This is a genomic window from Streptomyces sp. MB09-02B (genome assembly GCF_033794485.1).
GTDB lineage: Bacteria > Actinomycetota > Actinomycetes > Streptomycetales > Streptomycetaceae > Streptomyces.
The window spans coordinates 1-23,044 of the sequence record NZ_JARGEE010000112.1 but is presented as its reverse complement, the minus strand read 5'-3'; the positions used below and the strand labels follow the sequence as shown (position 1 = coordinate 23,044).

Below are 23,044 nucleotides of genomic sequence, written 5' to 3'. Positions count from 1 at the left end.
GGTGCGGCTGCCGGGGCGCGGGCCCCGCGTCGTGGACCGCCGCCAGCAGGGACGCCTCGGTGAGGTCCGGGCCGGAGAGTTCGGCGACGATCCGGCCCCGGTCGACGACCAGACAGCGGTGGGCGAGGTCGGCCGCCTCCTCCGGGTCGCTGGAGGCGAACAGCACGGCCGTGCCGCGCTCTGCGGCGAGCGTGGAGACGACGTCGTAGATCTCCTGGCGGGCGCCGACGTCGACGCCCTGGGTCGGCTCGTCGAGCAGCAGGACGTCGACGGACCTCGCCTCGTTGATCCACCGGCCGAGCAGCAGCTTCTGCTGGTTGCCGCCGGAGAACGCGGAGGCCGGCAGCCCCGGCCGCGCGGGGCGCAGCCCGACCGCCTCGGCGAGCGAGCCGAACACCCGGCGCTCCGCGCCGAGGGCCCGCACCCCGCGCCGGGCGAGCGTGCGCACGCTCGGCAGCAGCACGTTGTCCTGCGCGCTCAGCCCCGCGAACAGGCCCTGCGTCCGCCGGTCCGCCGGCACCAGCGCGATACCGGCGGCGAGGGCGTCGGCGGGGCGGGCCGGGGAGACGGCACGCTCCCCGACGCGGACGCTGCCGCCCTCGGCCCGCCGCCTGCCGAACAACGTCTCCAGCACCCGGGTGCGCCCGGACCCGATCAGCCCGTACAGCCCCACGATCTCGCCCTCACCGACGACGAGATCGACCGGCCCGAATCCGGGACCGCGCAGCCCCCGCAGGGAGAGACGGGCGGGGGAGGGGGAGGAGGAGGCCGAAGCGGCACCGGGTACGGAACCGCTGCGCACCGTCGGCCCGTCCTCGCCCGGCGCCGGGCCGCAGGGGTGGGGTTCGGCGCGGTTCGGGGCGGTGGTCGCCCCGCGTCCCGGCGCCGTCGCCGGGGCCTCCGTGTCGCGGTGGGGCTTCGGCGGGCCGTCCGCGCCCGTGATCGCCCGTACCAGGTCCTGGCGGTGGTGGACGCCGGTCGCCGTGTGGGTGACTCGGCCGTCGCGGAGGACGGTCACCGCGTCCGCGAGGCGTTCGACCTCGGCCAGGAGGTGGGTGACGTAGACGATGGCGAGGCCCTGGGCGCGCAGGTCCTCCACCCGGGTCGCGAGGGCGTCGCTCTCGGCGCCGGAGAGCGCGGCCGTGGGCTCGTCGAGGACCAGGACCGAGGCGCTGCGGCTGAGCGCCTTGGCGATCTCGACCAACTGCTTCTGCCCCATGGGCAGTTCAGCCACCCGGTCGCGCGGCGAGCAGCTCGCGGCGACACGGTCGAGGAGTTCGGCGGCCACCTTCTCCTGGGCCCGGCGGTCGATCCGCCCGTACCGGGTCCACTCCTGCCCGAGGAAGATGTTCTCGGCCACGGTCAGGGAGTCCACGACGCTGAGCGTCTGGAAGATGATCGCCACCCCCGCCGCGATCGACTCACGCGGACTGAGCCGGGCGTACGGCACCCCGCCCACCTCGATCGTCCCGGCGTCCGGCGGGAACGCCCCGCCCAGGCACTTGATCAGCGTGGACTTGCCGGCGCCGTTGTGCCCGAGCAGGGCGTGCACCTGGCCGGCGGGCACGGTGAGGTCCACCCCGTCCAGCGCCCGCACCCCGCCGAAGGACTTGCTGAGGGACGTGATCCGCAGGTTCGGCGGCAGGGCCGCCGCCCCCGTCGTGTCGCTCGTGTCGGCCATCGCGCCGCCCTAGCCGTTCTGGGCGAGCAGCGCGTCGATCTCCGCCGTGTCACCGCGCTGGACCAGCTTGACCGGCACCTCGACGCTCGGGTTCGCCTTCCCGGCGGCCACGGCGAGCGGCACGTCGACGATGGCGTTGGAGATGTCCTGCGGGGCGAGGGCGGACGAAGCCCGGTAGAAGGTGCCCTGCTTGATGGCGAGCAAGGAGGGGGCCGAGCCGTCCTGGCCGCCGACGAACGTCTTCTTGTCGCCGTTCTTCCGCCCGCTCTGCTGCAACGCCTTGAATCCGCCGTACGCCGCGGCGTCCGTGATGCCGAGGATGATGTTCAGGTCGGGGTGCTTGGCGAGGAGCGCGTTGGACTTCGACAGCCCTGTGTCGGGGTCGATGGCCTGCTCCTGCGCCACCACGTCGACACCCGGCGCGAGCTTGGTGAACGCGTCGATCATGCCCTTGGTGCGTTCCCGGCCCAGCTCGATCGTGTTGTCGACCAGGAACGCGATCTTCCCCTTCCCGTTCAGCTCTTCGTCGGCCCACTTCGCGGCCGCCTCGCCGAGCAGTGTGCCGCTCTCGCGGAAGCTGAACTGGATGTCGGCGCTCTGGTTCTCCAGCGTCCCGCCGTATGTCACCCAGATCAGGCCCGCGTCGAGCGCCGCCTTGGCGATCGACTCGGTGGCCTCGAAGACCATCGGGAACGACACGATCGCGGGCATCTTCTGCGTGACCCAGGCGTTGAGGTTGCTGGCCTGGGTGTCGGGGTTGCTCGCGTCGCTCGTCGTCAGCAGCTTGACGTCGTGCTTCTTCGCCGCGGCCGTGGAGAGCTTCACCAGGGTGCTGTAGAGCGGGATCTGGGTGAAGGGGTAGTCGAGGCCGATCTGCGTGAGCTTGCGTGCGGAGGGAGACGCGTCCGCCGCCTTCGCCGCACCGGAGCTGCTCTCCGGAGCGCTGCAGCCCGTGGCGGCCAGCCCGGTCGCGGTGACCGCGCCGGCCGACCAGGCGAGGAACTGCCTGCGCGAGGCCGCTGTGACGGAAAGGGAGCGTCTGGTCATGGCGGGGATCTCCAAGGGGGACGGGGCCCGTCGACGACGGGCGTCCTGCTGTGCCGAACAGGAAAGACCCCACCGCCCCGCCCCACCATCCGTACAAATACCGAGTCCGGACGCCGTAGGCCGGCGGCGGCCGGGTGTCGGTCGGCCGGTGTGGCTGTCACGGATCGGTGAACTTCTTGTTCGGGGGTCCCCCTGCGCCTATCGTTAGGGTCCAAAAGACCTGTACCGGTCTCGGGGCGGCCCCGGGAGGCGCGCATGCTCACCCATCACCAGCTCGCGGCCGCCGCCCGCATCGGCATGCTCACCCGCGAACGCGACACCGCCGCCGCCTGCGCCGAGGCCCTGCGTGAACTCGGCCGCGCGCTGCCCCTCGACGCCGCCACCCTCCTGGAGATCGACCCGATCACCGGCGCCCACGTCCAGGTCGCGGGTGTCGGCTACGACGCCGACGTCTCCGCCGCGCTGGCCGCCGAGTTCGTCTCGACCCCCTGGTACGCCAACGTCCTGCGCAGCGAGATCCCGCCCTCCATCTGCGAGGACGTCGAGGACCCGGGCGAGCGCTACCGCGACGGCTGGTTCTACGCCGAGCGGATGCGCCCGGCGGGCGTCCGCGACGCCGTCACCGGCGCCCTGCGCCACCACGGGCGGCTCGTCGGCCTGATCACCCTCTCCACGGCGACCCCCGACGCCTACGACACCGCGACCCGTCACCTGCTGGCGTCGCTGCTGCCCGCCCTGGGTGCCCTCGCGGACCCCACCGGGCACGCGGGCGACCTCCCCGACCTCCCGGCGGACGGCGGGGCCGGCCTCGTCGTCGCGGGCGACACCCTCGAACTCCCGGGCCGGGACCTCGCCGTGGTCCTCCGGGACCCCGAGTTCCGTCGCCTCCTGGACGCCTTCGCCGACGCGCACGGCACCCGCTTGCGCCTGCTGTGGCCCGTGGGACCCGACTGGTACCGGGTCACCGTGCGCCGCCACACCCTCGGCACGGCCGTCGTACGGAGCGCGGTACTCGTCCACGAGACGCCCACCCCGCTGCCGTACGGGCTCAGCCCGCGCGAACTGGAGGTGCTCACCCGGGCGGCCACCGGCCGGACGAACCAGGCCATCGCCCAGGCACTGTTCCTCTCCCCGCGCACCGTGCACACCCATGTCGAACATCTGCTGCGCAAGACCGGCGCCGCCTCCCGCGCCGAGGCCACCGCCCTCGCCGTACGGGACGGGCTGCTCCGACCGACCGCCGAGGACGTCGAACGCTTCGTCGAGAGATCGCCCGGAGGGTGAGCGGGGTTCAGTAAGGTCGACGGGTGACTGCGACTGCGAACACGGCCGACGACCTGCCGGGACGTGGCGGTTCCGGGCGAGGGGAGCCGGGACGAGGCGGGTCCGGAGCGGGTGGGCGGCCCTTCCTCTATGTCGTCGTCTGTGCGGCCGGTGTCGCCGCCGAGGTCAGCAAGCTGATCACGGCCGCCCAGGAGCGCGACTGGGAGGTCGGGGTCATCGCGACCCCCGTCGCCCTGGGCGGTTTCTTCGACGTGGCCGCGGTCGAGGCGCAGACCGGCCGCCCGATCCGTTCCGCCTGGCGGCGACCGGGCGACGCCCGCCCCTTCCCGCCGCCGGACGCCGTGGTGGTCGCGCCCGCCACCTTCAACACCGTCAACAAGTGGGCCGCCGGACTGGCCGACACCCTCGCGGTCGGCACCCTGTGCGAGGCGTGCGGCCTGGGCGTCCCGATTGCCGTGCTGCCCTGTGTCGCCGATGCCCTCGCCGCCCACCCCGCGTACCGCGCGAGCCTGGAGCGACTGCGCGGCATGGGCGTCAGGTTCGGCGACCCGTACGCCGGTGGGGCCGAGGAGGACGGCGGGCGCGCGGAGTTCCACTGGGAACGCGCGCTGGACCTGCTGGAGACGGGCGAGGCGGGAACGCCCCTCACACGCTGAGCTCCGTCGCCGTCCCCATCGGCAGCCAGCGGAACACGTCCCGTACCTCGGCGGGGGCCCCGGCCAGGGTCCGCTCGGCCGCCGCGCGGGCCTCACGGAAGTGGCTCCACCCCTCGTAGTGCACCGGCACGACGGTACGGGGCCGCAGCAGCCGGCAGACGTCCACGGCCTGGGCGGCGGTCATCGTGTAGCGGAGCGGGCCGGTGACGGGGAAGCCGACGCCGCCGAGGTGCAGCAGGGCGGTGCCCATGGTCAGACGGCGGCCCACCTCCCGTACGCCGTCGAAGAGGACCGTGTCGCCGGAGATCCACAGCACGCCGTGGCGCTGCCCCGGCCACGAGAGGGCGAAGCCGGTCACGTCGCCGACGACCGGGCGGGACAGCGGTGGGCCGTGCCGCGCGGGGGTGGCGGTCACCTGGACGGTCGTGCCGTCGGCGGAGGACACCTTCCAGGTGTCCCAGGGGCCCAGTCCCCGTGCGTTGCCGCCGAGGCGCCGGGCCCCGGCCGGGGTGGTCAGCACGGTCTCCACCCCGGGCAGCAGGGCCCGCCCGGCGTCGTCGAGGTTGTCGCCGTGATGGTCGTGCGTGAGCAACACCGCGTCCAGCGGCGGCAGTTCGGCCGTCGACAGCGCGGGCCCGGCGGTCTTGCGCGACGACGTGCCCCAGCCGAAGGCATAGCGGCGGCCCGGCGGGTCGAACGTCGGATCGGTCAACAGCCGCAGACCACCGATCTCGATCAGGGTGGTCGGGCCGCCGATGTGTGTGACGCGGACGCCGGTCATACGGGGATCCCTTCCGGAAAGACCCGGGGCGGCCGTGGCGACGGCCACCCCGGGTGCGGGAGTTCAGCGCGCCTGCGCGACCGCCCAGTCCACGGCGTGGTCCGCGACCGCCTCCCACCCGGGCGCGGCGGGCAGCAGATGCGGCATCCCGGGGTACTCCTTGACCTCGGTGACCGTGTGCGACTTGTAGTGCTTGGCGTTGGACTGCTGGACCTTGGGCGGCATCAGATGGTCCTTCTCGCCCGAGACGAACAGCAGCGGCGGCCGGTCCTCGTTGTGGTAGTTCACATAGGTGCTCTGGTGGCCGGGGCGCAGGGTGGCCAGGGCGCTGTCCCAGAAGATGCTGCCGGACGCGGGGACGGCGTACCGCTCGTACAACGCCCTCGACTCCTCCTCGGGGAAGGTGTTGGTGAAGGCGTAGTGCCACTGCTCGAAGGTGAGGCCGACCGCGCGGTGCCGGTTGGCGGGGTTCTTCAGCACCGGGAACGCCGACTTGATCTGGGTCAGCGGCAGTACGGCCACGCCCTCGGTGGGCGCCGAGTTGATCGCCACGCCGGCCGCGCCGAGGCCCCGGTCGAGGAGCAGTTGGACGAAGACGCCGCCGGCGGAGTGGCCGATGAGGATCGGCGGCCTGTCGAGACCCTGGACGACGGTGGCCAGGCTGTCCACGATCTGGGGGACCGTCACCTTCTCGATCGGGGTGGTGTCGGCGTTCAGCGACTCGACCTCCACCTCGAAGCCCGGGTAGGCCGGGGCGAGAACCCGGAAGCCGCGCTTCTCGTAGTGGGCGATCCAGTGCTCCCAGCTCCGGGGCGTCACCCAGAAGCCGTGGATCAGGACGATCGTGTCGGGACTGCTCATCGTTTTCCTTCCAGGAACCGCAACGAGGTGGACAGGACGCTCAGGAGCCCAGGAACTCCAGGAGATCCGCGCAGAGTTGGTCCTTGTGCGTGTCCGTGATGCCGTGCGGGGCTCCCGGGTAGACCTTCAGCGTCGCGTTCTTGATCCGGGCCGCCGACGCCCTGCCGCCCACCTCGAACGGCACGACCTGGTCGTCGTCGCCGTGGATGACGAGGGCGGGCACGTCGACGGCGTCGAGATCGGCGCGGAAGTCGGTGGCGGAGAAGGCCGCGACGCACTCGTAGGCGTTGCGGTGGCCGGACTGCAGGCCCTGGAGCCAGAACGCGTCCCGCACGCCCTGGGACACGTCGGCCCCGGGCCGGTTGTTGCCGAAGAACGGGCCGTCGGCGAGGTCCCGGTACAGCTGCGACCGGTCGGCGAGCGACCCGGCGCGGATCGCGTCGAACACCTCGACGGGTACGCCGTCGGGGTTGTCGTCGGTCCTGAGCATGAACGGCGGCACGGCGGAGACCAGCACCAGCTGCGCGACCCGCCCCGTGCCGTGCCGCCCCACGTAGCGGGCCACCTCGCCGCCGCCGGTGGAGAACCCGACGAGCGTGACGTCCCGCAGGTCGAGGGTGTCGATCAGGGTGGCGAGGTCGTCGGCGTAGGTGTTCATCTCGTTGCCGTGCCAGGTCTGGGTGGAGCGGCCGTGCCCGCGCCGGTCGTGCGCGACGACGCGGAATCCGTGCCCGGCCAGGAACAGCTGTTGGGCCTCCCAGCTGTCGGAGTTCAGGGGCCAGCCGTGGCTGAGCACGACCGGGCGGCCCTGGCCCCAGTCCTTGTAGAAGATCTGTGCCCCGTCGGCTGTGGTGACGTACGGCATGGGGTGCTCCCGTCTGCGGGCGTGTCCGACCGGTGCATCCTCCGGCGGGGCGGCACGGCGCCGAATCCTGTGGAACGCGTAGTCGTGACCGGTCGGGCGGACCGCGTGGTCCGCCGCCCCGTGACCGACGCTATGCCGAGGCCCTCCCCCTCGCCACAGCTGCCGCCTCCGGGGTTCGGGACCCGCGCCGACCGCCGTCTCGGAGGTCAAGAGCCCGGACCCACAGCCGTCTCCGGGGTCAGGAACCGGTGTCGGCGCCCCCTCCGAGCTCCGGGACCCGCGCCAGCTGCCGCCGCGAGGTGACGTCGAGCTTCCGGAAGATCTTCCGCAGGTGGTAGTCGACCGTGCTCGCGCTGATGAACAGCCGGGCGGCGATCTCGGCGTTGGTGCAGCCACTCCCGGCGAGCCGGGCGATGGACAGTTCCTGCGGGGTGAGCGCCCCGTCCGCTCCCGCCGGACCGCGCCGCGGATGCTCACCGGTCGCGGCCAACTCCCGTGCGGCGCGCGTCGCGTAGCCCCGAGCCCGCATGGTGTCGAACATCGTCAGCGCCGTGCGCAGCTGTTCGCGGGCGGCCTTGCGGCGTTTGCGGCGGCGCAGCCACTCGCCGTAGAGGAGGTGCGCGACGGCGAGGTCGGCGCGGGCGCCGCCGCCGGAGAGCAGCGAGATCGCCTCGCGGTACAGCGGATCGGCCTCGCCCGCGGGCGCGAGCAGGGCCCGGCAGCGCGCCAGCAGGCCGAGCGCCCACGGGGTGCCGGTGGCCGTCGCCCGGGACTCCAGGGTCCGCAGGGCCGTCGTGGCCAGCACCCGGTCGCCACAGCGGACGGCCGACTCGACCAGGTGGGGGAGGAGCCGGGAGTGGCACGCGATTGCATCCCGTCCGACCAGCTCCTGGGTGATCGCGCGGGCCCGCGCGTAGTCGCCGGAGCCGAGGGCGAGGACCGCCATCCCGATACGGGCGATGGACTCCACCGCGCCGCTGCCCAGCCAGGTACCGGCCTCCATGGAGCCGCGCAGCACCGCTTCCAGCTCCTCGGTGTCCGCGTGCCAGGCGAGCAGTTCGGGGTGCCGGTAGAGCGCCCACATGTCGTCGGTGGCGCCGATCGCCGCGCGGATCTGCGAGCCCTGGGCGTACAGGTCGTCCGCGAGGGCCAGTTCACCGAGGTTGGTCTCGTGCATCACCGAGCAGTACAGGGCGCTGTCCAGCTCCAGCAGGGAGCCGGTGTCCCGGGCGAGGTCGGCGGCCCGGCGGGTGACCGCGCGCTGGGTCTCCTCGTCCCAGAGCATCATCGTCAGGGTGACGGTGGGCAGATACGCGCGGAGCACGTCGTGGTCCGAGGTGCCGGGGTCCCGCACCATCTCGTGGGCCCGCCGCATGTGGGGCACGGCCTGTTCGTAGCCGTCGGTGACGAGGACGGCGAAGGCGCGCAGCACCAGGTCGACGCCGGTGGCGGACGCCGTGCGCGGCAGCAGGTCGTCCACGGCCCGCGCGATGTCGGCCCACGTCGTGTCCCGGACGAGGTGCTCGGCGGTGATCGCGCTCCGCACCGCCCGCAGCAGCGCCTCGCGGGCCGTCTCCGGGGCCCCGTCGGCGAGGGATCGCGCGGCACGCAGACACAGCGCGGGAGCCGCCGCGAACCCGCCCGCGTCACCGAGGAACATCACCGCCTGGGCGCGCACCAGCAGGGCCCGGCCCCGGCCGACGTCGCCGAGCAGGGCCACGTCGATCGCGTCCAGCAGCGACTCCGCCTGGAGCGGCGCCCCCGCCGACAGCGCGGCCTCCGCCGCCGCCAGCAGCCGGCCGACGCGGGCGCCTTCCCCCGGGGACAGTTCGGCGGCCCTGGTGAGGAAGGTGGCGCGGGCCGCGTGACCGCCGCGCGCGCCCGCCCGGTCGGCCGAGCGCTCCAGTTCGGCGGCCACCTCCTCGTCCGGTCCGAGGGCGGCCGCCGCCAGGTGCCAGGCCCGCCGGTCGGAGTCGGCGGGCCGGTCCGTCACCTCGGCCAGCGCCCGGTGGGCCCGCCCCCGCTCCACGCTGGTGGCACCGCCGTACACCGCCGACCGCACCAGCGGATGCCGGAACTCGGCGGCCGTGCGCAGCGTCACCAGCCCCGCCGCCTCGGCCGGGCCGGAGTCCTCGGGCCCGATCCCGAGGCGGCGCGCCGCGCTCGTGACATAGCCGAGGTCGCCGCCCGGCGCGGTCGCGGCCAACAGCAGCCAGGTCCGCGCCGCGACCGGCAGCTCGCGCACCCGCCGCAGATAGTGCGCCTCCAACCGGCCGCCCACGGGCAGCGGTTCGGGCAGCGCCAGCGAGCCGGAGAGCTGATCGGCGGTCAACTCCTGCCCCAGGTCGGTCAGCGCGAGCGGGTTCCCGGAGGTCGCGGCCACGATCCGCGCGCCCACCCGGGCGTCCAGCGGCCCGGCGACGGCCTCCCGCAGCAGCTCCAGGGCGAACGGCTCCTCCAGGCCGCCCACCTCGGCGACCGGAAGCCCCGCCGGTGCCTCGAACCCGGTCCGGGCCGCGAACAGCAGCCCCACACCCTCGGCGTGCACCCTGCGTCCCACGAAGGCGAGGACGCCCAGCGACTCCTCGTCGAGCCACTGCGCGTCGTCCACACACGCCAGCACCGGCCGTCGTTTCGCGGCCTCCGCGAGAAGCGTCAGCGTGGCGAGCCCCACCAGGAACCGGTCGGCGGGCGGACCGTCGGCCAGCCCGCACGCCACCCTGAGCGCCTCGTGCTGCGACGGTGGCAGCCCACCGGGCTCGTCGCGCTCCTTCAGCCCGTCGACGAACGGCAGGAGGAGCCGCTGCAACGCGGCGAACGGGAAGCCCGCCTCGGACTCCACGCCCGCCACGCGTAACACCCGCAGATCGGCTGCCTCCCGGCCCGCGTGCTCGAGGAGCACCGTCTTCCCGATCCCGGCGTCGCCCCGCAACAGCACGACCCCGCTCAGCCCGCGCCGCACCTCCGCCACCAGTCGTTCGAGCCGTTGACGTTCCCCGACCCGCCCCTTGAGAACCACGACGACGCCCTTCGACGATGGGCCTCTTGTGCAGGCCGTATGAGGTTTTGGTGAAGCCGCCCCATTCAATCAGCGCGCGGCCGGGCGTACACGGGCATAGGGCGAGAGCGGTACGGAGGGGTCGAACCGTGACGGATGAGGTCGCGTTCAACCGAACGGTTGAACGGATCGGCGGCTTACGGGCGACGCGCGGCGGACCCCGCCGATCACAGACTTACGGTGCCGCGGCGGCGGCACCGCCCCACGGACCAGCCCGGAAAGGACCTTCCCCCATATGGCCAGCAGCTTCAGCAGGCGACGCATCCTCACCACCGGCGCGGGCGCCGCACTCGGCGGCCTCGCCGCGACCGGCACCGCACAGGCGGCCACCGCACAGGCCGCCGCCACCGCGTCGGTGCCCGGCTCCCGTACGGCGGCGGGCGCCGAGGAGACCCGCTCCCTCGACGAGCTGTACCGCGACGCGGTCGCCGAGGGCGGCAGGCTCGTCATCTACGCGGGCGGCGACACCGCCACCCAGCAGGACTCCACCGCCCAGGCGTTCCGCACCCGCTTCCCCGACATCGACCTGACGATGATCGTGGACTACAGCAAGTACCACGACGTCCGCGTCGACAACCAGCTCGCCACCGGCACCCTGGTCCCCGACCTCGTCCAGCTCCAGACGCTCCAGGACTTCACCCGCTGGAAGAGCCAGGGCAAGCTGCTGCCGTACAAGCCCGCCGGCTTCTCCCAGCTGTACAAGGACTTCCGCGACCCGCAGGGCGCCTGGACGGCGGTCCGGGTCACCGCCTTCAGCTACATGTACGGCGTCGACGCCGTCGCCGGGAACGCGCCCACGTCGCCGCAGGAGCTGGTCGACCCGCGCTGGAAGGGCGCCATCGCCTCCTCCTACCCGCACGACGACGACGCGGTGCTCTACCTCTACTCCCTCTACCAGGAGGCCTACGGCTGGGACTGGATCGCGCGGTTCGCCGCGCAGCAGCCGCAGTTCAACCGTGGCTCGCACACCCCGGGCGTGGCCGTGAACAGCGGCCGGAAGGCCATCGGCGTCGGCGGGTCGGGCTCGCTGACCGCGCCCTCCACGGCCCCGACCCGGTTCGCGGTGGCCGACGGGCACCCCTTCATGGCCTGGGGCCAGCGCGCCGCGATCCTCAAGAAGGCCGCCCACCCCACCGCCGCCAAGCTGTACCTCAACTGGGCACTGTCCGCCGAACGCCAGCAGGGCTCCTCCAACGGCTGGTCCGTCCGCACCGACATCACCCCCGCCGGCGGCCTGAAGCCCGTCTGGACCTACCGCAACGCCCACCTCGACGGTTTCCCCCGCTTCATGGAGGACCGCGCCCAGGTCGAGCGGTGGAAGCAGACCTTCGCCCTCTACTTCGGCGAGGTCCAGGGCGACCCGACCCCGGGCTTCCTCGGCCTGCACCCCGGCCGCTGACGGCACCCGGACCGCTGACGGCACCCGGACCGCCGTGCGCGGCGGACGAGCCGTGCGCGGCGGACGATGGGACGCCGCGCGACGGCACGGCCTACCGCAGTGCGCCGCGCGACGGGCGCGACGTACCACGGGACGCCGCTCCACGGGACGCCGCTCCACGGGCGCGACATCCCCACGGTGCTCCGCTCAACGGGCCCGGCGGGCAGGCGAGTTCACTCCTCTTTACCTCGGTCACACGTGTCACGCCTCTACACTCGGCTGGCCCCGCCAGCCCCGTGCCCGTCCGGACCGTCGCAGAGGGAATCGCCCGCCGTGCCCGCCATCGCCGCACCCGCCTTCGTACGCCGAGGTCCGCTGTCGCCGAGGCGGCTCCCGGACCTGCTGTTCCTCACCGTCGCCATCGGCGGCGTGGTCAGCCTCGTCGAGCTGAACTCCGCGCTCTGCTGGGAACTGGTCCCGCTCGTCATGGTGCTGGCGGTCGGGTACGTGGCCGGGCTCGCCCTCTGGGACCGGCTGGGGCGGCGGGGCCGGCCGCTCTGGCTCGGCGCGCTGCTGGCGCTGTGGTGCTGGGTCTCCTGGGCGATGCCTCCGCAGGTCGCGACCGCCTACACCTGGCTGGCGCTGCCGCTGGCGATCCTCGCCCTGCGCGTGTTCACGGGCCGTACGGCGGTCGCGACCTGCGCCGGGATCACCGTGCTGCTCGTCCTGCTGATCGTCCGCACCTCCGGGACCCCGCACCCCGAACTGGTCGTCCCGCCGGTCGTAGCGCTCTGGGTCACGGTCGCCCTCTACCGCGCCCAGCAGCGGCTTCTCGGTGAACTGCGGCGCACCCGGGCCGAGTTGGCGAGCAGACAGCGCGAGGCCGGCCGTCTCGCCGAGCGCGCCCGGATCGCCCGCGACCTGCACGACACGCTCGCCCAGGAACTCGCCGGAAGCCGGATGCTCCTCCAGGCCGCCGACCGTGACTGGGACCGCCGCCCGGACCTCGCCAGGACCCAGGTCCGTACGGTCGTGGACGCGCTCGGCGCCAACCTCGCCGAGACCCGCACCATCATCAGCGACCTCACCCCGCCCGCCCTGGAGCACGACGACCTCACCACCGCCCTGCGCACCCTCTGCGCCCGTGACACCGCCGCGCCGTCGCGGGTGGTGTTCCGCACCGAGGGCGAACCGGGTGACCTGCCCCGCGAGCGGGCCGCGGCCCTGCTCCGTGTCGCCCAGGGTCTGCTGGCCAACGCCTGCGAACACGCCCGCGCCCGGCACGTCTGGGTCACCCTCGACCACCGCGACGACAGGACCGTCACCGTGGAGGTACAGGACGACGGCGTGGGGTTCGACGCGGCGGTGGCGTCGGCGGGGCCGGGCGGGCGTGGTCTCGGCCTGACCGCCGGCCGCGAGCGTCTGGGCGCCCTCGGCGGCTCGCTCACCGTCCGCAGCGCACCCGGTCGTGGCACCCTGGCCCGCGCCAGCCTCCCCGTGGACGCCCTCGCCCTGGCGGGCCCGGCGGGCAGCCGGTGACCGGCCCGGGTGACAGCCCGCTGCGTCTCCTGATCGTCGACGACCACGTGGTCGTACGCGCCGGCCTGCGCGCCCTGCTCAGCGGCGAACCCGGCTTCGACGTGGTCGGCGAGACAGGCGACGGCGAGGAGGCCGTCCGCCTCACCGCGCGACTGATCCCGGACGTGGTGCTGATGGACCTCCGGCTGAGCGACGACACGGCCCCCGGCACCCGGGTGGGCGGTCTCGAGGCCACCCGGCGGATCACCGCCGGGACCCCGGACAGCCGGGTCGTCGTCCTGACCAGCTCCGGGACGCGGGGCGATGTCGTACGGGCGATGGAGGCGGGCGCCCGTGGCTACGTCCTCAAGGCCGGACCGCCCGAGGAACTCTTCCGTGCCGTACGTGCCGCCGCGGCCGGTGGCACGGCGCTGGCCCCGGAGGCCGCCGGGCACCTGGCCGGACACCTGGCCGATCCGGGGCCTGCCCTGAGCAACCGGGAGATCGAGGTCGTACGCCTGCTGGCGCTGGGCCACAGCAACCGCTCCATCGCCGCCCGCCTCTTCCTCACCGAGGCCACCGTCAAGACCCATCTGGTCCGCGTCTACCGCAAGCTCGGCACGGAGAACCGGGCCGCCACGGTGTCCGAGGCGGCCCGACGGGGCCTGATCGAACTGGGCTGAGCGGAGCGGACGGGTGCGGTTTCCGGAACTGCGCGACCAGCCCCCACCGGACCCGCACCCGACTTCGAACCGCCCGGCCGCGAGGCATCAGTGCGCGCCCACCGGCTCGAACTCCGTGCCGCACGGCCCCGCCCCCTCGCTCTCCGGCAGAGCCACACGCGCACCGGCCATCGTCAACGTCTCGTAGTAGCGGCCGATGCGCTCGGCGGAGCGGCCCACGTAGTGGCCGATGAAGGAGCGGCGGAAGCGGTCGGTGGTGTGATTGGGCTGGGAGCCGTGGACCAGGCTGCCGTTGAAGAAGAGGACGTCACCCGGGGCCATGTCGACGGGCACGGGGGTCAGGCCGGGCGGCGGCGCGACGTACTCGCGGGCGAAGGACACCTCCGAGTCCGCCACCTCCGGACAGAACAGATCCATCCGGTGCGTCCCCGGCACGACCTCCAGACCGCCGTTGTCCCGGTCGATCACGTCGCAGGCGATCCACGCGGCCACACAGGTCCCCGGTTCGACCCGCAGATAGAAGTTGTCCTGGTGCAGGGCCTGCCCCCGGGCCCCCGGCGGCTTGAAGTAGAACATGCTCTGCGCGGCCAGGACCTCCTCCCCGAGCAGCCCTTCCAGGATCTCCCGCAGCCGGGCGTCGAGGAGCACCCGCAGCGACAGGTCGTCGATGCGGTGCGGGTGCATCACCCGGGGGTGGACATGCAGCGGATCCGCCGTCCCGTCCGCCGGGACCGGGCGCGGCTGGAAGTGACCCGGGATCGGACCGCCGGCCCGCAGCGCCGCGAACCGGTCGCACAACTGCTCGATCTCGGTGGGGGAGAACAGCCCCCGCACCACCACATAGCCGTTCTCCTCGAACCCGGTGTTGTCCACGACTGTCATCCGTGGCATCCCTTCTCGGCGTCGTCTGCGTACTCCAAGCTAGGTTCGAGCGCTCTTCGGGAGGATGCCTGTGCGTGCTGACGACCTGCCCGAGACTGCTGCACCCGTCAATCCGTCGCCGGGCCAGGTGATCATCGGGCGCTTCGACCAGCGGCCGTCCTACGCCGTGCACCGGCCGCGCGGCGCGGACAGCTGGCTGTTCACCTGGACCACGGGTGGTGGGGGGCTGCTGCGGCAGGGCGGGACGTGGGCTCCGGCGGGCCCGGGCGACCTGGTGGTCCTCGGCCCGGGGGTGCCGCAGCACTACATGGTCCGGCCCGGTGCCGGGCACTGGGCGTTCTGGTGGGTGCACTGCCAGGCGCGCCCGTCCTGGACCGGCTGGCTGGGGCCGTACGAGACCGCTGACCGTGTCTACGCCGTTCCCCCGGCCCCCGACGGCATCCGCGAACGGGTCGACGCGGCCTTCCGCCGCATGCTCGCCGACGCCCGCTGGACGGGAGAAGGCACCCCGCCCGCCCCGAGCACCGACGTCGAGCCGCCGGAGGGAGGCGGCGCCCTCCCGGCGCCCAGGACCGTCGCGCCCCGTGACGAGGTCGCCGTCGCGCACGGCACGGCGGCGACTGAACTCGCCCTGTGCTCGCTGGAGGAGGTGGTGCTGCTCACCACCGCCAGGGCGGAGCCGCGCCACTCGGGTGTGGACCCGAGGATCCGCCGGGCGCAGGACCTGATCGCCGCCGACCCCGGCGCCCCGCACACCGTCCGCTCCCTCGCCGAGCGGGTCTCCCTCTCCCCGTCCCGCTTCGCACACCTGTTCACCGAGCAGCTCGGCCACTCCCCGATGCGTGCCCTCGGCCACGCCCGGCTGCTGCACGCCGCCCGCCTCCTGGAGGCCACCGAACTCCCCGTGGAACGGGTCGCCGCCACCTCCGGGTTCGCCAGCCCGTTCCACTTCAGCCGGGTGTTCCGGCAGCGCTACGGGGTGCCGCCGGGGGAGTACAGACGCCTCAGCCGCCGAAGGCCAGCAGCGACAGCCACAGCGCCACCACCGACGACACCAGGGCCGCCGGGACGGTGAGGAGGCCGAGGCGGGTGAACTCGCCGAGGTCCACGTCGTGGGCGTGCTGGTGGACGATGCGCCGCCACAGCAGGGTGGCGAGCGAACCGGCGTACGTGAGGTTCGGGCCGATGTTGACCCCCAGCAGCACGGCGAGGACGGCGCCCGTGCCCAGCGGGGCGGCCAGCGGGACCAGGACCAGGACCGCGGGCAGGTTGTTGATGACGTTGGAGAGGACGGCGGCCAGGGCGGCGACGCCGAGCAGGGCCGGCAGACCGGTGCCGGACGGCATCACCCGGCCCAGCGCGTCGGCGAGCCCGTTGTCGACCACCGCGCGCACCACGACGCCCAGCGCCAGCACGAACGCGAGGAAGGGCAGGGAGAGCGAGTGCGACAGCGCGACCGGGGACGTGGTCCGGCGGAGGAGCGCGCGGACCGCGAGCACCAGGGCCCCGGCCAGCGCCGCCCACACCGGCTCGATGCCGAGTACGGACGTCAGCACGAACCCGCCGAGCGTGCACACGACCGTGACCAGCGCGAACATCGGCAACGGGGGCGCCTCGACGGCCTCCTCGGGCGCGGGCGCCCCGGCGTCCAGATCGGCCGCGAAGAACCGCCGGAACACCAGGTACTCGGCGGCCACCGCCACCGCCCACGGCGCCGCCATCAGCAGCGCGAACCGGGTGAAGGTCAGCCCGCTCGCGGTGAACGCCAGCAGGTTGGTGAGGTTGGAGACCGGCAGCAGCAGCGAGGCCGTGTTCGACAGATGCGCGGTGGCGTACAGGTGCGGCTTGGGGCGGGCACCCAGCCGGGCCACGGTCGCGAACACCACCGGAGTCAGCAGCACGACCGTCGCGTCCAGGCTGAGCACCGCCGTGATGCCGGAGGCCAGCGCGAACGTCGACCCCAGCAGCCGACGGGGCCGGCCCGCCGACGCGCGCGCCATCCACGCCCCGCACGCCTGGAAGAGCCCCTCGTCGTCACAGAGCTTGGCCAGCACCAGCACGGCGGCCAGGAAACCGAGCACCGGCCCCAGCAGCTCGGCCTCGGCGCGGGCGTGGTCCAGGGAGACGGCACCGACGGCGACGGCGATCCCGGCGGCCGGTACGGCGACGACCGCCTCCGGCAGCCCGAAGGGGCGGGCGACCGCCCAGCCGAGGACGACGACGAGCAGGACTACGGACAGGACCTCGGCGAGGGCGGTGTTCACGGCAGGGCTTTCGGGGCGTTCTTCGTCGGGGGAGTCAGTGCGCTCGACGGCGCGGAGACCGGTGCACCCTACAGCTGCCCGCCGACACCCGACGAACACGCGTACGGCCCCGCGGTGAGACCCGGCTCACCCTGCCGAGGCCGTGCTCACTCCTCCGACAACGCCAGATCCGCCCAGATCGTCTTGCCGTCCTCGGTGTGCCGACTGCCCCAGCGCTGCGTCAGCTGGGCCACGAGCAGCAGACCGCGCCCGCCCTCGTCGAAGGTCTTGGCCCGGCGCAGATGCGGCGCGGTGCCACTGCCGTCCGACACCTCGCAGATGAGGGTGGTGTCGTCGTGGATCAGGCGCAGCTGGATGGGCGGGGCGCCGTGCCGGATGGCGTTGGTGACCAGCTCGCTCACCACCAGCTCCGCCGTGAACGCCGACTCGCTGATGCCCCACAGCGCCATCTGCGTCAGCACGTACTGACGGGTCCGGGCGACGAACGCGGGGTCGGCGGGTATCGACCAGGTCGCCACCCGCTCCGCGCGGAGCCCCCGGGTGCGGGCCAGCAGCAGCGCCACGTCGTCGGGAGCGCCGTTCGCGGGGAGCAGGGACTGCACGACGTCCTGACAGATGTCGTCCAACGCGCCCTTGCGGCCGGACAGCGCCTCGGCCAGCAGCTCCTGGCCGGCGTCGATGTCCCGGTCCCGGGTCTCGATCAGACCGTCGGTGTAGAGGGCGATGACCGTGCCCTCGGGCAGTTCGAGTTCGGCGGACTCGAAGGGCAGTCCGCCGAGGCCCAGGGGCTGTCCCGACGGCACTTCGACCTCCATGGGCCGTCCGTCCGGGTCCAGCACGACCGGCGGCGGATGCCCGGCACGGGCGAAGGTGCAGCGCCGGGTCACCGGGTCGTAGACGGCGTACAGGCACGTGGCGCCCACCTCACCGGTCACCCCCTCGCTGCCGGCCTCGGCGGACAGCCGTACGACGAGGTCGTCGAGGTGGGTGAGCAGTTCGTCGGGGGCGAGGTCGACATCGGCGAGGGTGCGCACGGCGGTCCGCAGGCGGCCCATGGTGGCGGAGGCCTGGACACCGTGGCCGACGACGTCGCCGACGACCATGGCCACCCGCATCCCGGACAGCGGGATGACGTCGAACCAGTCGCCGCCGACCCCGGCCTGCGCCGCCGGGAGGTAGCGGGAGGCGGCCTCCAGGGCGGGCATGCGCGGGAGGGTCTGGGGGAGGAGGCTGCGCTGGAGGGCGAGGGCGGTCTCGCGTTCGCGGGAGTACCGGCGGGCGTTGTCGATGCAGACGGCGGCGCGGGCCGTGACCTCCTCGGCCAGCAGCTCGTCGTCGGGGGTGAACGGGTCGAGCCGCTTGAAGCGGGTCAGGACGGCCACACCGAGGGTGGTGCCGCGGGCCCGGATCGGCACCGACATGGTGGTGTGGATGCCCAGTTCCTTGACCCGCTGGCTGCGTACCGGGTCCCAGGCGAGCCAGTCCGAGAGGGTGTTGGCGGGGTCCGTCGCCACGATCGTGTGCCCGACCGACAGGGACGCCGCCTGGGGGGAGCCGGCCGGGTAGACATCGGTCCGGCCCACCTCGACCACCGCCTCGGGGCAGCCGGGGGTCACCGACTGGTGGGCGGCGCGGCGCAGGGTGAAGGGCGCGGAGAGCGGGCCCTCGTGCGGTTCGTCGCCGTGGTCGAGGGACTGCATGAGGTCGACGCTGACGAAGTCGGCGAGGACCGGGACGCACACGTCGGCCAGCTCCTGGGCGGTCCGCCGCACGTCGAGGGTGGTGCCGATGCGGATGCTCGCCTCGTTGACCAGCTGCAGCCGCTGCCGCGCCAGGTACTGCTCGGTGATGTCGTGCCCGGTGACACAGACCCCGATCGGTGTCCCCGACTCGTCCGTGAGCGGGGCTATCGCCGCCGACCAGGCGTGGGCGCGGTTCTCGTCGGCCGCCCGCAGGAAGGTCTGCACGTCCTTGCGGCGGCCCAGCGCCAGAACCTCGCGCAGGTGCTGTTCCAGCTTCTCGCCCTGGCGGCCGCCCAGGATCTCGGACATGTGCAGACCCCGGAGGTTCTCCTCGGGCATCCCCACGGCGTCCGCCATGACGTCGTTGATGCCGCGCAGCCTGAGGCGGTCGTCGAAGACGGCCATGGCGCACGGCGACTGGAACATGACGGTCGCCGCGAGCGGATCGTCGCGCACCAACGGACCGGGATCGTCCAGCGGACAGAGAACCAGCCAGCTGCCGTTGCCGTCGGTGCTCTTCAGGCCCCGGTGGTGGGCGAGCAGCCACGCCGTCACCGTGCGCCCGTCGCGGTGACGCAACGCGAGCGTGCCGCTCCAGCTGCGACTGCCCGGCGGGGGCGGGAGGAAGGAGCCCCCGGGGGCCAGCAGCTCCTCGGCCGGGCGGCCCACGACCTCGGTCGCCTGCCAGCCCAGCAGACGACTGGCGCCCTCGTTCCACTCGACGATCGTGCCGTCGCCGTCCATGGCCGCCCGCGCGGTGGCGGCACCGTCCAGGGCATACGCAGGGGTGTCACCGAGCGTAACCTTGCGGCTCCTCATCGTCGCGTGTTCCATTCCGCCGGACCGAACGGGCTTACGGGCGAATTCCAGCCTATGCGTTCCGCCGGGAAAGCGGACGGGAAACCGTACCTCCGCGCGATTTGCTGAACCCGTGTTCGCAAGTGGCGCGAGGGGCTCTTGACGTCCCTGGGGCGGGTCGTCAGATTTTGTTCGGTCACGTTTTGTTCGGTCGCGATTGCCTGTGATGGCTTGTGGGGTCCTGCGCTCCACGGCTCCCGGAACGTCCCCCCGCACGTTCGACGAAGGGAACACGCACCATGACCGTCACCCGGAGATCCCTGCTCGTCGCGGGCACCTCCGCCCCGCTGGCGGGAGCGCTGGCGGGCACCGCGGCCGCCGCCCCCGGGCCACGCTCCGCGTCCACCCGCCGGACCGTCCCGCTCCGGGACGGCTGGCGCTTCGCCCTCGTCGACCCCGGCGGCATCACCGATCCCACCGGCGAGTACGCCGACGCCGCGCGCCCCGGGTACGACGACTCCGGCTGGCGGCGGGTCGCCGTCCCGCACGACTGGTCCATCGAACTCGCCCCGACCACCGAGCACGGCACCACCAGCGGCACCGGCTTCTTCCCCGGCGGCCTCGGCTGGTACCGCACCACCTTCACCCTGCCGCCCTCCCTCACCGGCAAGCGGATCTCGGTCGAGTTCGACGGCGTCTACATGGACTCCCACGTCCACTGCAACGGCACCGAGGTGGGCCGCCACCCCTACGGCTACACCGGCTTCGCCTTCGACCTCACCGACCTGCTGCACACCGACGGCACCACCGAGAACGTCATCGCCGTCAAGGTCCAGAACCGCCTGCCCAGCAGCCGCTGGTACTCCGGCAGTGGCATCTACCGTGAGGCCCGACTGGTCGTCACCGACCCCGTGCACGTGGCGCGCTGGGGCACCTGCGTCACCACACCGGACATCACCGAGCAGCGCGCCCTCGTCCGCGTCCGCACCACCGTCGTGAACGCCTCCGGCGGCACGGCGGACGTCGAGGTCGTCTCCCGCGTCGTCGACGCCCGCGGCCGGACGGTCGCCCGTACGTCCTCCACGGTCGCCGTCACCGACACCGCGACCGCGACCCACGAACTGACCGTCCGCGAGCCGAGACTCTGGGACTTCGCGGACCCGTACCGCTACACCCTCACCACCGAACTGCGCGTCGGCGGCCGAACCACCGACACCCGTCGCACCCCCTTCGGCATCCGCACCTTCCGCTTCGACCCCGACGAGGGCTTCCACCTCAACGGCACCCCGCACAAGATCAAGGGCGTCGACCTCCACCACGACCTGGGCGCGCTCGGTGCCGCCGTCAGCGCCGACGCGATCCGCCGGCAGATGACGATCATGAAGTCGATGGGGGTCAACGCCTTCCGCACCTCCCACAACCCGCCCTCGCCCGAGATGATCGAGGTCTGCGAGGAACTGGGCATCGTGATGACGGTCGAGGCCTTCGACTGCTGGCGCAGCCCCAAGACCCGCTACGACTACGGCCGTTTCTTCGACGAGTGGGCCGACCGGGACGTCACCGAGATGGTGCTGGCGGCCCGCAACTCGCCCGCCGTCCTCATGTGGTCGATCGGCAACGAGGTCTCCGAGTTCACCTCCACCGCCGGACTGGCCATGGCGGACCGGCTCATCGCCGCCGTCAAGGCCTCCGACGACACCCGCCCGATCGTCATCGGCTCCCACCGCCACCGCAGCGTCCCGGCCCCCGGGTCCCCCGGGGACCTGATCCTGGCCAAGCTCGACGGTCTGGGCCTCAACTACAACACCGCCAGGTCGGTGGACGCCCTGCACGCCCGCTACCCGCACCTGTTCCTCTTCGAGTCGGAGTCGTCGTCCGAGACCTCCACGAGAGGCGTCTACCAGGAGCCCGAGCGCCTCAACACGGGCGAGAACCACACCCCCGGCAGACGGGGCGTCTCCTCCTACGACAACAACCTCGCCTCCTGGACCATGAGCGGCGAGTACGGCCACAAGAAGGACCGCGACCGGAAGTGGTTCGCCGGACAGTTCCTCTGGTCGGGCATCGACTACATCGGCGAACCCACGCCGTACGACGTCTTCCCGGTGAAGGCGTCCTTCTTCGGCGCGGTCGACACGGCAGGCTTCCCGAAGGACATGTACCACCTGTTCAGAAGCCAGTGGACCAGCGAACCCATGGTCCATCTGCTGCCGATGACCTGGAACCACGCCGAGGGCGACACCGTCGAGGTGTGGGCCTACTCCAACGTCGCCACCGTCGAACTGTTCCTCAACGGCAAGTCCCTCGGAACGAGGAGGTTCGACGAGAAGCAGACCCTCGACGGGCGGTCCTACCTGGAGACCACCGAACCCACCGGCGACGACAAGACCTTCACCGACGGCCCTTACCCGGGCAGCTACACGAGCCCCAACGGCAGCGCGGGCAAACTCCACCTCACCTGGAAGGTGCCGTACACCCCCGGCGAGCTGAAGGCGGTCGCACGGCGCGACGGCAGGGTCGTCGCCACCGACGTCCTGCGCACGGCAGGCGCGCCGCACGCCGTACGGCTCACCACCGACCGCAGGTCCCTGCCGGCGGACGGGCGTTCGCTGGCCTTCGTCACCGCGGAGATCGTCGACGCCCGGGGCGTGGTGGTCCCCGACGCCGAGCACCTCATCACCTTCGACGTCCGGGGAGGCTCCCTCGCGGGCCTCGACAACGGCCGCCAGGAGAGCGCCGAGCGCTACCGCGCCTCCACCCGGACCGCCTTCGGCGGCAAGGCGCTCGCGATCGTACGGTCGGGCGTCGAGGCGGGGACGACGCGGGTGACGGCACGGGTGGAGGGGCTGCGCACCGGGAAGGTCAGCGTGCGGGCCACCCCTGCGCGCGACAGGTCGACGACCCCGGCCACCGCGTTCGAGCCCGAGCACCCGGCCTCCGTCACCTACCCTCACGCCGACGCCAGTTACTCGGGTCGCCCCGACACCCTGCCCGCCGCCGTGCTCGACGGCGATCCCGCCACCGGCTGGTCCAACGCCTTCCTCAAGGCGGCCACCGCCCTGCTGCCCGCGTTCAGCGGGGCACGGCCCGAGGACTGGATCTCGGTCGACTGGGGGCGGCCCGGGACGCTCGACCGGGTCGAGGTCTCCTTCACCGTCGACGCCGGGCACACCCTGCCCGAGGCTGTCGAGGTGGAGGTGTGGGACGGCGGACGGTACGTCCCCGTCGAGGGCGCGACGATCGACTGGGCCGCTGTCTCCGATGCCCCCACCGCGATCACGTTCACCCCGGTGCGCGGTTCCCGCGTCCGGCTCACGCTGACGAGCCGTCATCCGGGCGAGACGCGCGGCGCCGTGCGGATCAGCAGGCTGGACGTCCTCGCGGTCTGACCGCGTGGCGTCGGCGGGTGCGAAGCGGCCGCTTCGGTCCGGACGGGAAAACCAGTCCCGTCCGGACCGTTGACGGGCTGTCATGTCTCTAACAGCATGGCCAACGTCCGCATCTGGGAGCGCTCCCACGCACTGCCCCACCCGCGCCACCCGACAC

At 73.2% G+C, this 23,044-nt stretch carries 16 protein-coding genes; 7 read left to right on the top strand and 9 right to left on the bottom strand.

The annotated features are described in order from the left end of the window. Together P1P70_RS17930 and P1P70_RS17925 are read right to left on the bottom strand one after the other, a co-directional pair. Positions 1-1,681: sugar ABC transporter ATP-binding protein (locus P1P70_RS17930; protein WP_319238571.1), on the bottom strand; the 1,681-nt coding region annotated here is incomplete at its 3' end. 9 nt (positions 1,682-1,690) lie between these two features. Next, complete coding sequence (locus P1P70_RS17925; RefSeq protein WP_319238569.1) at positions 1,691-2,728, bottom strand: sugar ABC transporter substrate-binding protein; 1,038 nt, start codon at positions 2,726-2,728, stop codon at positions 1,691-1,693. A 255-nt stretch (positions 2,729-2,983) separates the two neighbouring features. On the opposite strand from P1P70_RS17925, the gene P1P70_RS17920 reads away from it, so the two are divergent. Both P1P70_RS17920 and P1P70_RS17915 read left to right on the top strand, forming a co-directional pair. After that, positions 2,984-4,012, top strand: a complete 1,029-nt coding sequence (locus P1P70_RS17920) for a helix-turn-helix transcriptional regulator (protein WP_319238566.1) — start codon at positions 2,984-2,986, stop codon at positions 4,010-4,012. A gap of 53 nt (positions 4,013-4,065) precedes the next feature. Next, positions 4,066-4,668, top strand: a complete 603-nt coding sequence (locus tag P1P70_RS17915; protein ID WP_319238574.1) for a flavoprotein — start codon at positions 4,066-4,068, stop codon at positions 4,666-4,668. On the opposite strand, the gene P1P70_RS17910 is transcribed toward P1P70_RS17915, so the two are convergent. The 4 genes from P1P70_RS17910 to P1P70_RS17895 form a co-directional block, all read right to left on the bottom strand. Beyond that, positions 4,658-5,449, bottom strand: a complete 792-nt coding sequence (locus tag P1P70_RS17910) for an MBL fold metallo-hydrolase (protein WP_319238563.1) — start codon at positions 5,447-5,449, stop codon at positions 4,658-4,660. The genes P1P70_RS17915 and P1P70_RS17910 overlap by 11 nt on opposite strands. Before the next feature lie 63 nt (positions 5,450-5,512). Next, positions 5,513-6,310, bottom strand: a complete 798-nt coding sequence (locus tag P1P70_RS17905) for an alpha/beta hydrolase (protein WP_319238560.1) — start codon at positions 6,308-6,310, stop codon at positions 5,513-5,515. A 40-nt stretch (positions 6,311-6,350) separates the two neighbouring features. Beyond that, on the bottom strand, positions 6,351-7,175 hold the full coding sequence (locus P1P70_RS17900; protein ID WP_319238557.1) for an alpha/beta hydrolase: 825 nt from the start codon (positions 7,173-7,175) through the stop codon (positions 6,351-6,353). Positions 7,176-7,413: 238 nt separating this feature from the next. Further along, positions 7,414-10,194 (bottom strand): helix-turn-helix transcriptional regulator, encoded by a 2,781-nt coding sequence (locus P1P70_RS17895; RefSeq protein WP_319238554.1) that lies wholly within the window; start codon positions 10,192-10,194, stop codon positions 7,414-7,416. Positions 10,195-10,468: 274 nt separating this feature from the next. On the opposite strand from P1P70_RS17895, the gene P1P70_RS17890 reads away from it, so the two are divergent. From P1P70_RS17890 to P1P70_RS17880, 3 genes are all read left to right on the top strand, one after another. Next, entirely contained in the window at positions 10,469-11,632 is a 1,164-nt protein-coding gene (locus P1P70_RS17890; protein ID WP_319238551.1) for an ABC transporter substrate-binding protein, read from the top strand. 312 nt (positions 11,633-11,944) lie between these two features. Next, positions 11,945-13,150, top strand: coding sequence for a sensor histidine kinase (locus tag P1P70_RS17885; RefSeq protein ID WP_319238548.1), 1,206 nt, complete (start codon positions 11,945-11,947; stop codon positions 13,148-13,150). Beyond that, a complete protein-coding gene (locus P1P70_RS17880) occupies positions 13,147-13,812 on the top strand; it encodes a response regulator transcription factor (RefSeq protein WP_319238545.1) in 666 nt (221 codons plus the stop codon). The genes P1P70_RS17885 and P1P70_RS17880 overlap by 4 nt, the downstream gene beginning before the upstream one ends. Positions 13,813-13,899: 87 nt before the next feature. Here P1P70_RS17880 and P1P70_RS17875 read toward each other — a convergent pair whose 3' ends face one another. After that, positions 13,900-14,694: a phytanoyl-CoA dioxygenase family protein gene (locus P1P70_RS17875; RefSeq protein WP_319238543.1), complete on the bottom strand. Its 795-nt coding sequence runs from the start codon at positions 14,692-14,694 to the stop codon at positions 13,900-13,902. 64 nt (positions 14,695-14,758) lie between these two features. On the opposite strand from P1P70_RS17875, the gene P1P70_RS17870 reads away from it, so the two are divergent. Next, positions 14,759-15,769 (top strand): helix-turn-helix domain-containing protein, encoded by a 1,011-nt coding sequence (locus tag P1P70_RS17870; protein WP_319238540.1) that lies wholly within the window; start codon positions 14,759-14,761, stop codon positions 15,767-15,769. On the opposite strand, the gene P1P70_RS17865 is transcribed toward P1P70_RS17870, so the two are convergent. Further along, entirely contained in the window at positions 15,699-16,958 is a 1,260-nt protein-coding gene (locus tag P1P70_RS17865; RefSeq protein WP_319238537.1) for an SLC13 family permease, read from the bottom strand. The genes P1P70_RS17870 and P1P70_RS17865 overlap by 71 nt on opposite strands. 146 nt (positions 16,959-17,104) lie before the next feature. Further along, the gene (locus P1P70_RS17860; RefSeq protein ID WP_319238535.1) at positions 17,105-19,519 is read right to left on the bottom strand and encodes a SpoIIE family protein phosphatase; all 2,415 of its coding nucleotides are present in this window, start codon (positions 19,517-19,519) and stop codon (positions 17,105-17,107) included. Between the two features lie 278 nt (positions 19,520-19,797). On the opposite strand from P1P70_RS17860, the gene P1P70_RS17855 reads away from it, so the two are divergent. Further along, on the top strand, positions 19,798-22,887 hold the full coding sequence (locus P1P70_RS17855) for a glycoside hydrolase family 2 TIM barrel-domain containing protein (protein WP_319238532.1): 3,090 nt from the start codon (positions 19,798-19,800) through the stop codon (positions 22,885-22,887). The last annotated feature ends 157 nt before the right edge of the window (positions 22,888-23,044 follow it).